Origin of the sequence: Leclercia sp. 119287 (assembly GCF_009734485.1) — a bacterium.
In the GTDB taxonomy this organism is placed as follows: domain Bacteria; phylum Pseudomonadota; class Gammaproteobacteria; order Enterobacterales; family Enterobacteriaceae; genus Enterobacter; species Enterobacter adecarboxylatus_C.
In genome coordinates, this window is record NZ_CP046445.1 from 3412333 (window position 1) to 3424196 (window position 11864).

Annotated in this window: 10 protein-coding genes and 1 tRNA gene; 6 read left to right on the top strand and 5 right to left on the bottom strand. The window is 56.2% G+C overall.

The window, feature by feature from the left end; translation table 11 throughout:
• The first annotated feature begins 52 nt into the window (after nucleotides 1-52).
• On the top strand, nucleotides 53-1375 hold the full coding sequence (gene fadL / locus GNG27_RS16430) for a long-chain fatty acid transporter FadL (protein WP_197090533.1): 1323 nt from the start codon (nucleotides 53-55) through the stop codon (nucleotides 1373-1375).
• A gap of 47 nt (nucleotides 1376-1422) precedes the next feature.
• On the opposite strand, the gene mlaA is transcribed toward fadL, so the two are convergent.
• On the bottom strand, nucleotides 1423-2175 hold the full coding sequence (mlaA, locus tag GNG27_RS16435) for a phospholipid-binding lipoprotein MlaA (protein ID WP_156264303.1): 753 nt from the start codon (nucleotides 2173-2175) through the stop codon (nucleotides 1423-1425).
• Between the two features lie 314 nt (nucleotides 2176-2489).
• On the opposite strand from mlaA, the gene GNG27_RS16440 reads away from it, so the two are divergent.
• From GNG27_RS16440 to GNG27_RS16460, 5 genes are all read left to right on the top strand, one after another.
• Nucleotides 2490-3431 carry a formate/nitrite transporter family protein gene (locus GNG27_RS16440; protein ID WP_156264304.1) on the top strand — a complete coding sequence of 314 codons (942 nt, stop codon included), beginning with the start codon at nucleotides 2490-2492 and terminating at the stop codon, nucleotides 3429-3431.
• Between the two features lie 75 nt (nucleotides 3432-3506).
• Nucleotides 3507-3578 (top strand) — tRNA-Arg (locus GNG27_RS16445).
• Between the two features lie 136 nt (nucleotides 3579-3714).
• On the top strand, nucleotides 3715-3936 hold the full coding sequence (locus GNG27_RS16450; protein WP_142486605.1) for a hypothetical protein: 222 nt from the start codon (nucleotides 3715-3717) through the stop codon (nucleotides 3934-3936).
• A 125-nt stretch (nucleotides 3937-4061) separates the two neighbouring features.
• Nucleotides 4062-4601, top strand: coding sequence for an isochorismatase family protein (locus GNG27_RS16455; protein WP_156264305.1), 540 nt, complete (start codon nucleotides 4062-4064; stop codon nucleotides 4599-4601).
• Between the two features lie 67 nt (nucleotides 4602-4668).
• Nucleotides 4669-5208, top strand: coding sequence for a DUF2058 domain-containing protein (locus tag GNG27_RS16460; protein ID WP_142486608.1), 540 nt, complete (start codon nucleotides 4669-4671; stop codon nucleotides 5206-5208).
• Between the two features lie 42 nt (nucleotides 5209-5250).
• Here GNG27_RS16460 and GNG27_RS16465 read toward each other — a convergent pair whose 3' ends face one another.
• The 4 genes from GNG27_RS16465 to GNG27_RS16480 form a co-directional block, all read right to left on the bottom strand.
• Nucleotides 5251-6615, bottom strand: a complete 1365-nt coding sequence (locus GNG27_RS16465; RefSeq protein WP_142486609.1) for an HlyD family type I secretion periplasmic adaptor subunit — start codon at nucleotides 6613-6615, stop codon at nucleotides 5251-5253.
• Entirely contained in the window at nucleotides 6602-8788 is a 2187-nt protein-coding gene (locus GNG27_RS16470; RefSeq protein ID WP_142486610.1) for a type I secretion system permease/ATPase, read from the bottom strand. The genes GNG27_RS16465 and GNG27_RS16470 overlap by 14 nt, the downstream gene beginning before the upstream one ends.
• 101 nt (nucleotides 8789-8889) lie before the next feature.
• Complete coding sequence (locus tag GNG27_RS16475; RefSeq protein WP_142486611.1) at nucleotides 8890-10239, bottom strand: TolC family outer membrane protein; 1350 nt, start codon at nucleotides 10237-10239, stop codon at nucleotides 8890-8892.
• A gap of 181 nt (nucleotides 10240-10420) precedes the next feature.
• On the bottom strand, nucleotides 10421-11770 hold the full coding sequence (locus GNG27_RS16480) for a hypothetical protein (protein ID WP_142486612.1): 1350 nt from the start codon (nucleotides 11768-11770) through the stop codon (nucleotides 10421-10423).
• Between the last annotated feature and the right edge of the window lie 94 nt (nucleotides 11771-11864).

Consider the following 11864-nt stretch of genomic DNA (forward strand, 5'->3'; position numbering starts at 1 on the left):
GTTACGGTATGTAACAAATATTGAATAAAAATAACTCAATGAGGTTATGGTCATGAGCCAGAAAACCCTGTTCAACAAAACTGCGCTGGCAGTCGCAGTGGCAATCGTCTCCACCTCCGCCTGGTCTGCGGGCTTTCAGCTTAACGAGTTTTCTTCCTCAGGCCTGGGCCGTGCCTATTCCGGGGAAGGCGCTATCGCTGATGACGCAGGAAATGCGAGCCGTAACCCTGCCCTGATCATGATGTTTGATCGTCCAACCTTCTCCGCGGGTGCCATTTTTGTTGACCCTGGCGTAGATATCACCGGACGTTCACCAACCGGCGCAAGCCTGAACGCGGATAACATCGCGCCAACAGCATGGGTTCCAAACCTGCACTTTGTCGCGCCAATCAATGAACAATTTGGCTGGGGCGCGTCCGTTACCTCTAACTACGGACTGGCAACCGAGTTCAATAACAACTACGCAGCAGGGGCATACGGCGGTAAAACCGACCTGGAAACCCTCAACCTGAACCTGAGCGGTGCTTATCGCCTGGATAATCACTGGAGTTTCGGTGTTGGCTTTGATGCGGTGTATGCGAAAGCGAAAATTGAGCGCTACGCGGGTGACCTGGGTCGAATCGTCGCAGGCTCCGGCGCACTACCTCCAGCCCTGGCACGACCGGTCGCGGGGATCCCTGGAGATACCCAGATTGCCTACCTGAAGGGTGATGAGTGGGGCTTTGGCTGGAACGCCGGTATTCTGTATGAAATCGACAAGAACAACCGCTATGGCTTTACCTACCGTTCTGAAGTAAAAATCGATTTCGATGGCGACTATAAGAGCAGCCTGCCTTCAGCCTACAACCAGATCCTCGGCAACTTTGGTCTGCCAATGGGGACGGATGGCCGCACCACTGGCGGTTCTCTGACCCTGAACTTACCTGAGATGTGGGAACTGTCCGGTTACAACAGAGTCGCGCCGCAATGGGCCATCCACTATAGCCTGACCTACACGAGCTGGAGCCAGTTCCAGGAGCTGAAAGCGACCAACAGCGGCGGTGATACGCTGTTCTTTAAAGACGAAAGCTTCCGTGACGCTTACCGCATCGCTCTGGGTACCACCTACTATATGGACGATAACTGGACGTTCCGTACCGGTATTGCCTTCGATGACAGCCCGGTTCCGGCAGACAAACGTTCTATCTCCATTCCGGATCAGGATCGCTTCTGGCTGAGCGCCGGCGCGACCTATGCATTCAACAAAGATGCCTCAATCGATGCGGGTGTCTCTTATATGCATGGTCAGAAAGTGACGTTCCAGGAAGGTCCGTATGAGTTCTCTTCTGAAGGTAAAGCCTGGCTGTATGGCATGAACTTCAACTACGCGTTCTAATCACGTAGCGATAAAAAAAGGTGAGCCTCGTGCTCACCTTTTCTTTTTTATTCCGCATCAATCTCGGAGAGTTCATTCTCGATCGCTTTCGCGTTCGGGTTATCTTCCGGTTTCAGCTTGCCGCCGTTAGCAATAAAGTCATGGTTCTGGAAGTAGGCTTCACGCACCATGATGTACGGATCGGAAGACTGACGCAGCAGTCCGTCTGAATCCAGCAGCTGCGCGCGCGACTCGACACCTTCCAGCGTCCATTTACCCACCGACAGCGGCCAGGTCAGCCACGACAGTACCGGATAGAGGGTATCGACCGCATCACCACCATCATCACGCAGGGTGAAGCTGCCGTAGAACGGTAAATGCACATACGGGCCATAACCCACATTGTAATGACCCAGGGTACTACCAAAACGGTGGGGCTGCTCGCGTTGCAGCTTCGGATTCGCCATCCCGGCAACGTCTATAAAGCCGCCCATCCCTAACAGGGTGTTCAGGAAGAAGCGGGTGAAGTGGACCATCCCCTGATAGGGATTGCCCTGCAGGAAGTAGTTCGCCATCACCGCAGGCTCTTCAAGGTTGCTGGTGAAGTTGCTCAGCCCGTTACGGGCAGGTTGTGGAACATAATCACGCCATGCCACCGCAACCGGACGCACCAGATAGGGATCCAGCACGTTATAGTTGAAGCTGTACATGGTGCGGTTGAATCCTTCCAGAGGATCGGAGCGCCCCTGCTGCTCGCCAGAGCTGGCGCAGCCCATCAGCAACGTGGTGCCCAGCGCAACCGCCGACAGCTGAAGTTTCATATCTTTCTCCCTGTTAAGTATGGCTATCTTCGAAAGCCATCCGTACTGGAGCTTTCGCGCTCCGTCTGTAGATGTGCAAGTGATTGTATCAGCACGCTTACTGATGTCTACGACCACAAATCAGGGCAATAAACACCCTCTTTATGATCTCAGAATAGCCTGGCTTTGCAGTTTCGTTTGGCTGGCAATTTTATACGGCCTTTGCCGAAGATGTATCGCCTTTATTGTCATTGCAGGAATTTAAGAGCATACCCACGGGCGTTGGGACAAAAACCGCTACGCTTAAAGGTATCAGCCACCTCTGGAGCACCATAATGGACGAACTCAAAGAAGAGAAAATAGATAACCATACCGAAGAACTGGAAGTTGAAAGCGAGGAGAAGCGCCGGGGAAAGAAGATTGAGGTCGATGAGGACCAACTCCCCTCACGCGCGATGGCCATCCACGAACATATTCGCCAGGACGGTGAAAAAGAGCTGGAACGCGATGCCATGGCCCTGCTGTGGTCGGCTATCGCTGCCGGGTTATCAATGAGCGCCTCTTTTCTGGCCAAAGGGATTTTTCACGTTCAGTTTGAAGGTATCCCCGGCGGGATGGTACTGGAAAACCTGGGTTATACCTTTGGCTTTATTATCGTGATCATGGCGCGCCAGCAGCTGTTTACCGAGAATACCGTCACCGCGGTATTGCCGGTGATGCAGAGCCCGACATGGGGCAATTTCGGCCTGCTGATGCGCCTGTGGAGCGTGGTGTTGTTCGGGAATATTATCGGAACCGGCGTCGCAGCCTGGGCGTTTGAATATATGCCGATTTTTGACGAGGCTACCCGCGACGCGTTTGTAAAAATCGGGACGGGGGTGATGGAAAACAGCCCTCTCGAAATGTTCTCCAACGCCATTATCTCCGGCTGGATCGTCGCCACCATGGTATGGATGTTCCCGGCTGCCGGTTCGGCCAAAATCGTGGTTATCATCCTGATGACCTGGCTTATCGCACTGGCCGATACCACCCATATCGTGGTGGGCACGGTGGAGATTTTATATCTGGTCTTTAACGGCACCATTCACTGGAGCGAGTTTTTCTGGCCCTTCGCCATCCCTACCCTGGCTGGTAACATCTGCGGCGGCACCTTTATATTTGCCCTGCTGAGCCATGCGCAAATCCGTAACGATATGTCGAATAAGCGCAAAGCCGAGATCAAAGCCAGGGAGCAGGCCCAACAGGAGCAGGCCGAAGAAGATAAAAAAACGGCCTGAATGGCGACACTTTAAGCAGTCAGGCGGCGGCGTGCTTAACGCCTGGTACAAATGGCGTTATACTCGTGCCGCTTCGTCCCCTTAGTTAAATGGATATAACGAGCCCCTCCTAAGGGCTAGTTGCAGGTTCGATTCCTGCAGGGGACATTTGCCTACCTTCCTTACCAGCTTTATCTCCCCTTTCCAACCAATAGCACCCATACACACAACGTTATGTGCCGCTGTGCTGTACTCTCCCGCCGTTAAACGCATTCACGCCTCAAAAAAACAACGGAGAAATGGAATGAAAAGAATCCTCATCGTTATGGCATTAATCGCCCCTTGCTCAGCCTTTGCCGGGGTTATCTTCCACCCGGTTGAGCGCGCTGCCGTGGTAGCGAATTCCGATCACCCCGTTGCTGCCGCGACGGTCACCGCGCAGGCAAGAAACCACCGTGCCGCCAGAGTGGATGCCGTTAACTGCAATGATGGACGCTGCGTACAGCACGGTAACGTGATTCGATAAGATGTACAGGGCTCCGGAATACCGGAGCTCACCCCACCAAACCAGGGCGCTGACGCCCCTGAGCAAAAACAGTTACTCTTGAGCACTGACTCACCATGCCACCAGTCCGGTTTAAAGAGAGTAATATGTCAAAAGCGCTACTCATCATCGATATGCAAAAATTTGTGTCGGAAAGAATTCAACAGGGCGTGGATTACTTCCCTCAGAACAGCATTGAAAACATGACCTCTGTAATTGAACAATTCAGAACCTCTGGCCGACCTGTCATCCATGTGCGACACCAGACGCCTGAGCAGGGTTCGCCTCTTCATCACGGTTCCCCCTCAAGCCAGCCCCTTGCCTCATTTGAGGAACGCCCGGGCGAGCCGGTATTTATCAAACACACCTCTTCTGCGTTCAGCTCAACGGGATTGCTGGCTCATCTCCAGGAGGCAAATATTTCAGAGGTGGTGGTTATCGGTGCCGTTGCAGGATTTTGTGTTAACTCCACCGTCAGAATGGGTGCCGACCTTGGTTTAAAGATGACGGTGCTAAAAGATGCGGTGCTCAGCTTTGAGCTGGAAAAATCTCAGCTCAGCGCGAAGGCTATTCATGATGTCACTCTGGCGCTGCTTGAGGCTGGTTTTGCGCAGGTTACCGACGCCACCGCGTTGCAGCTGTCCTGAATACTGTGCCCTGTGCCGTCCTCCAGGGTATAATCTGCCAATCATTTGACAGATTTCAGAAACGAACATGACCAAACTCACACTACAAGAGCAGATGCTTAAAGCTGGCTTAGTCTCCAGCAAAAAAATGGCGAAAGTGCAGCGCACCGCCAAAAAATCCCGCGTGCAGGCCCGCGAGGCGCGCGAAGCGGTGGAAGTAAACAAGCAGGCGCAACTTGAACGTGATAAAGAGTTGAGCGAGCAGCAGAAGCAGGCCACGCTGGCGAAAGAGTATAAGGCGCAGATCAAGCAGTTAATTGAGATGAACCGGGTCGTAGTGGCAAAAGGCGATATCGGTTTTAACTTCACCGACAATAATCTGATTAAAAAAATCTATGTCGATAAGACCACCCAGGCGCAGCTGATCAATGGCCGTCTCGCCATTGCGCGACTGGTTGCCGAAGCGGGCCGTGAGAGCGAATATGCAATTATCCCCGCCATCGTTGCCGAGAAAATTTCCCAGCGTGATGCGAGCTATATCGTGTTAAGCAGCGAGCTGACTCAGGAAGCGAAGGACGAAGACGATCCCTATGCTGATTTTGTCGTGCCTGATGATTTGATGTGGTAACCCTGAGAGACCACCTCCCGGAGAGGTGGTCTTTCTCCCTTCTTAACGCTCGCGGAACGCCTCCGCTTTCGCCCGCAGGATCGGTTTCAGCAGATAGGCCATCACCGTTTTCTTGCCGGTAATGATATCCACCGAGGCCACCATCCCCGGAATAATCAGCAGCGGCTTCTCATCCGTGCCGAGATGGTTTTTGTCGGTGCGCAGACGAATGATATAAAAACTCTTCCCGTCTTTGTCGGTCACCGTATCGGGGCTGATCTGCTCCAGCGTGCCCTTCAGCCCGCCATAGATCGTATAGTCGTAGGCGGTGAACTTCACCGTCGCCTCCTGACCCGGACGCAAAAACGCAATGTCCTGCGGACGGATCTTGGCCTCCACCAGCAGCTTGTCGTCCAGCGGTACAATCTCCACCAGGTCGTTACCCGGCTGGATCACGCCGCCGATGGTGTTCACCAGCAGCTGCTGGACGACGCCGCGCACCGGAGACGTCACCAGGGTGCGATTCACCCGGTCGGTAATCGCCTTACCCGAAGCCTCTATTTTGCTGAGATCGGTTCGCGCCTCGTTGAGCTGCCCCAGCGCCTCGCTGCGGTAACGGCCCCGCGTTTCGCTGACCTTGCTCTCAATCTCCTTGATGGCCGCTTCAGCCCGGGGGATGGCAAGCAGCACCGAGTCCAGCTGCCCCTGAGTTTCCACCACGCCACGACGCAGACGGAGCACTTCTACTTTTGAGATTGCCCCTTTGGCCACCAGCGGTTCAGACATGCTGACCTCCTGCTGCTGCAACCCCAGGCTACGGCGGTACTGGCTGACCTTGCCCTGGAAGTCGAGCAGCTCCTGCTTCTTCTGTACCAGCTGTTCGTTAAGCCCGGCCAGCTCGCTCTGAATGCGTTTGTTAACGCTGGTGAACAGCTCCATCTCGCCACTGGCGATATCCGGTGCCTGCTGAACAATTTCCGGCGCCAGGGTCAGGGTGGTGGCATCGTTAAGCTGTGCGGTCAGACGCTGGATCCGCGCCTGCAGCGCCAGTCGATCGGCATCGGTTTCCCCGGCGTTGGAGCGAAACTGGGTATCATCCAGACGCAGCAGCGGCGCCCCGGCTTTCACCACCTCGCCTTCATGCACAAAGACCTCGGCCACGATCCCCCCTTCGAGGTTCTGCACTTTTTGCAAACGGGAGGAGGGAATAGCCCGCCCTTCCCCACGCGTCACTTCATCAATACTGGCCAGCGAGGCCCAGAGGATCATAGCGATAAAGAAGACGAGAATTGCCCACAGCGTCACGCGTACCACCCGCGGGGCATCATCCAGCAAGGCTTTGTTCACCTCATTGGTGGTGAACGGTGCCGGCTGTTTATCTCCTGACAGCCAGCTCATCAGACGGCTAAGCGACTCAACGATTCGCATGAATTTGTCCTTTCTTCAGCGCGCTCATAACGCTCTCTTTTGGACCGTCGGCAATGATTTTGCCGTTGTCGACGATAATCAGACGATCCACCAGCGTCAGCAGCGAGGCACGATGCGTCACCATCAGCAGCGTTTTGTTGCTGATGACCGGTATCAGCGCTTTTTTAATCAGATCTTCGCTGGTGTTATCCATCGAACTGGTAGGTTCATCCATCAGCAGCACCGGGGGATCGAGCAGCAGCGCGCGCGCCAGCGCCACCGCCTGCCGCTGGCCGCCGGAGAGACTCATCCCCCGCTCGCCCACCTGCATGTTGTAACCGGACGGATGGCGACGGGCGAACTCATGTACCCCGGTCAGGGTGGCGACCCGCAGCATGGTCTCGTCGTCAACGTAGCTGGCGCCGTAGACCAGATTCTCCCGCAGGGTACCGCTGAACAGGTGGATATCCTGAGGGGCATAGCCGATGTTATGGCGTAGATCGTGGACGTCTATCTGGCGGGCATCAATGCCGTCGATCAGCACGTTGCCGCTGTCCGGCTGATAAAAGCCGACCAGCAGTTTCGCCAGCGAGCTTTTGCCCGACCCACTGCGGCCGATGATCCCTACCTTCTCGCCGGGCTGGATCGTCAGCGAGACATTGCTGAGCGAGGCATACTGATTGCCCGGGTAGATAAAGGTGACGTCGCGCAGCTCAATGGCACCGGAGAGTGTTTCCCGCTTCAGCGGCACCTCGTTGTCCTGCACCTCCTGCTCGAGGCCCATCATCCGGTCAATGGTGCCTTTGGTCATTCTTGCCCGCTGATAGCGAGTGATCAGGCTACAAAGCTGGCCGATGGGCATCATGGCGCGACGGTGCAGCAGGTAGCAGGCAATCAGCCCACCCATACTCAGGTTGCCGCCAATAATGATGTAGACCCCGGCCACGATAATGGCCACCCCGCTGAACTGCTGCAGCCAGGCGGTAAAGTTCACCGCCACATAGGAGAGCGACTTCACCCGTAACTCCAGCTTGCTGAGCTGACCGGTGAGGTGTTCCCACTGATACTGGCGCTCGCTCTGGGCGTTGTTGATCTTGATGGCATCCAGGCCAGTGAGCGTCTCCACCAGCATCGCCTGGCGTTCGTTGGAGAGCTGATAGGTTTTCTTGACCCGCGACATCAGCGGGCGCTGGATCAGCCAGTTCACCAGCAGCGCCAGCGGATAGCAGAGCAGCGGGATAAAGACCAGCGGCCCCCCGATGATGCCTATAACCAGCAGGATCAGCAGGGTAAACGGCAGGTCGATAAAGGCGGTCAGCGTCAGCGATGACAGGAAGTCTCGGATCGACTGGAACTCCTGAAAGTTCTGCGCGAAGCTCCCCACCCGCTGCGGGCGGAGCTTCATCTTCATCCCCAGCAGCCGCTCGAACAGCGCCGAGGAGACCACCAGGTCGGTCTTTTTACCCGCCAGGTCGAGGCAAATGCCCCGCAGGATCTTCAGCACAAAGTCGAACACAAACGCGATGCTGATGCCGATCGCCAGCACCCACAGGGTAGCGGTGGCCTGGTTGGGCACCACCCGATCATAGACGTTCATCACGAACAGCGGGGCGGCAAGTGCCACCAGGTTAACGAGGAAGCTGGCGACCACCGCATCCAGGTAGAGGAATTTCGACAGTTTGAGCGTGTCCTGGAACCAGGCTTTGGTGCGCGGCAGCGTGGCCGTCGGTTGCGCATCAAACTCATGTTCCGGGGAGATGAAAATCACCCGGCCACTGTAGTTCTCCGCCAGCGTCTCGGGCGAGACGGTAATCTCACCGCCTTCCGTTTCACTGGGCAGCAGACGCGCGCGCTGCTGTTGATCCCAGCCAATCAACACCGCGGTCTGATTGTTTTTCAGCAGCAGAACGGCGGGCAGTGACATCGCGGTGATGTTTTCCAGCGGACGTTGCACCACCCGCGCCTTGAGCCCTGCCCGCCCGGCGGCGCGCGGAAAGCTCTCAATCGTCAGGGTGTGGGCTTCCAGCGGCAGACCGGTGGTCAGGACGTTGCGGCTGGTGGCAATGTTATGCAGTTTACAGACGATCATCAGCGCATCCAGCAGCGGATCGTCATGGCTTTGCCGGGGATCCTGTCTGCCCTGCGCCTGCGGGGTCATCTCGATGCGATCGGGGGAGTCAATGTCAGGCGTCATTCTCTGCCTCAGTGTTCTGCAGACGTCTGCCGCAGGTAAAAAAAAGAGGGTTATTACCGGTCGTTGTGTCGGCAATAACCCCGTCAGCCTTTAAGGGCGGCTTATTTTAATTCAGGCAGCTCCGTCTGTGAACGCTGTGCCTGATCGAGCGGTTGCGCTGCCGACGGCGCCTGAATGTTCAGGCTCTTAAGCAGTTCGCCGGTTCGGGCGTTGATGCGGTAGGTGGTAAACATGTCCACAAACTGCAGCTCGACGTAACGGCGCTGGGCGCTGAACACTTCGTTTTCGCTGTCCAGCATATCGAGCAAGGTACGGTCGCCCAGGCTGAACTGCTCCTGATAGGCGCTCCGCACCTTCACGCTGCGATCGGCATAGTCTTTGGCGATAGGCACCTGTTGCCTGGCGTTTTTCAGGGCGTTCCAGGCCAGACGCAGCTCTTCGTTCAGCTGACGCTGGGCGTTATTTTTCACATCCTGCGCCTCTTTCATTTTGTAGGCGTAAGAGGTGAGCGTGGCCTGGTCGCTGCCGCCGTTGTACAGGTTGTAGCGCATACGCAGCATCGCCTGCCACTCCTGGCTGTGCCCGCGGGTGCCATCGATGTTGTTATCCATGGTACGACCGACTTCAACATTCACATCCGGGTAGAAGCGCGATTTTGCCGCCTCGTACTGCTGGCGGGTCGCTTCCACATCGGCATCGGCCTGCTTCAGCAGCGGGTTATTTTCCAGCATCACCGAACGCGCGGCGTCCAGCGAGGCAGGAACCACGATTTTAGTGGGCATCACCAGCGTATCAGGCTCTTTGCCGGTAATGCTCTGGTAGTTGGCACGGGAGTCTTCGAGGTTAGTTTGCTCGGTCAGCAGGTTGTTGCGCGCCTGCGCCAGGCGTGCTTCCGCTTGATCGAAGTCTGCCTGACGGCCCACGCCCTGCTCGGTACGCAGGCGGATCTGATCGAACACCCGCTCGTGATTCTTCAGGTTATCTTCTGCCAGCGCCACCATCTGCTGGCGCATCAGGACATCGAGATAGCTCTGGATCGCCTGCAGAGCGGTAGATTCGCTGGTATTCAGCACCGTCCAGGCACGCGAGTTGACCGTCGCTTTCTGGCGGCCCACTTCGCTGGTGGTCGCAAATCCATTGAAGACGTTCTGCCGCAGGTTGATGGCGGACTCGCTGCGGTGCAAATCACGCAGATGATCCCCTGCCGCACGGGTGCTGGCGTTATCGGTTTGCTCCCAGCCGGTACCGGCCGTGAGATCCAGCGTCGGCAGATAACCGCCTTTGGCGGCGCGGAGATCCTGATCTGCGGAATAGCGGCTGTTGACCGACGCGTTAACTTCCGGGTGCCATAACAGGCTATCTTTTACGGCCTGCTCCAGGGTAGTGGCCTGGCTCTGCGTGGCGCTCAACACCAGCGCCGCACCCATCACAATCTGACTATACTGTTTCATCTTGCTGTTTTTCCTTCATATCCCTTGATTGTTGGTCAATACCCACCAGAGAAAATCCCATTAGACCGAGGGAAAAAATGCATCCTGCGAGTTTATGATCGGACGGGATCCCTCGTCTGACCTGAATTCATCTCATTTTTGTTGCCGCGCAGAGCCCAACTGCACCCTGCGCGGCGGCGGATCAGACGTGCTCTTCCGGTTTCGCGATCAGATTATCCAGCATCGCGTCGTTACCGGCATCGTAACCGTCCGCTCCGGCTATCTCACCGCCTTCAGCGGGAACATGTTCGACCTCCCCCGGGCCCTCTGCCGCATCGCTCTGCGGACCGGCCTGAATCAGATTGCTGAGATCGTTATGCTCCTCGTCGTGGATGAGATCGCTGAAGTTCAGCTGCTCCTCCTGACCCGGGCTGGCGCTTTGCAGCGTGGCGAGGGACTCGCTCTGCGCATCGCCCAACAACGCATCACTGGCATGATCGGCCGATGCCGTCGACGTCTCGCTGTGCTCTGCGTTCGTGGTGTTGAGCATCAGATTGTCGTCATCGATTAACGAGGCGGCGCGATCGTCAGCATCCAGGCTGCTGGTGTGCGTCTGCTTATCGCTCTCCTCACCGTCATGATCGGGATGACTCTCCTCAACGCTGTGGCTGGCCATCAGAGAACGATCGTCGTCAACAGCGTCATCGGCATGCTCTTCCCCACCGTGGCTTTCGCTGACGAAGGTTCCGCCCTCTTTGCCGTCAACCGTGAATTCGGTTTCGTGCTGTTCGACAGCGGTAGAGTCCACTTCCAGCGTGACCTTACCAAAATCGCTGCTACCGGCCGGAAGTTCGACGCTGACCTGGCCGGTATAGTGCGAGGTATCGTTATCAAAGGTCAGGATGTAGACCCCTTTTTCCGCATCGTAAGTGACGCTGGTGTGGTTACCCGTAAAGGTCGCACCTTCAGGAATACCGTCCAGCGTGATGCTCCTCAGGTGGTCGGTGCTGTCTGAGCTTTCGAGATTCACGTCAAGGTTCAGGGTAGCCGTTGTGGTAACGGTGGTACTGCCCCCGTGCGAAGAGGATGGCCCGTCACCAAAAATAACGCCCTCAATGCCGTTGGCGTTCTGGAACGGCGACTTCCCGGTCTCATTATCAACCACATGCAGGTTATCTATGTCGTTGTTTTTGCCGTTCTGTGGATGATCGACCCCGGTGACGGTGTAGTCAGCCTCATTACCCTGAACAAAGATATAGTCCTTACCTACGCTGCTCTGCGGTAAGCCCTGGTTGCCGGTAATGCCGTTGAGCGGCCGGAAGTCATAGCGATCCTGCGGCCAGTCGCTCTGCTGGTAGTAGCCACCCGTATGGTCACCGACCACAAAGATATCGGTATGGGTCTTATCACCGTTATTGGCGTTGGCGTTACCCTGGCTGTTGTAGTAGTGGATCTGATCCGCACTGTCAGCCTTCGGCACGAAGTCGCCCTGCACCTTGCCGTCCGGGCTATCCGGGGTCAGCCAGACGTGCACATTACTGCCGATCGCCACGATCACGCCGTTCTGAATATCGTAACCGTTCGGATCGCCGCTGCCGCCGTTAATGTGGATGATCTTGTCATCTGACGTCTCGGTCGTTTTACTG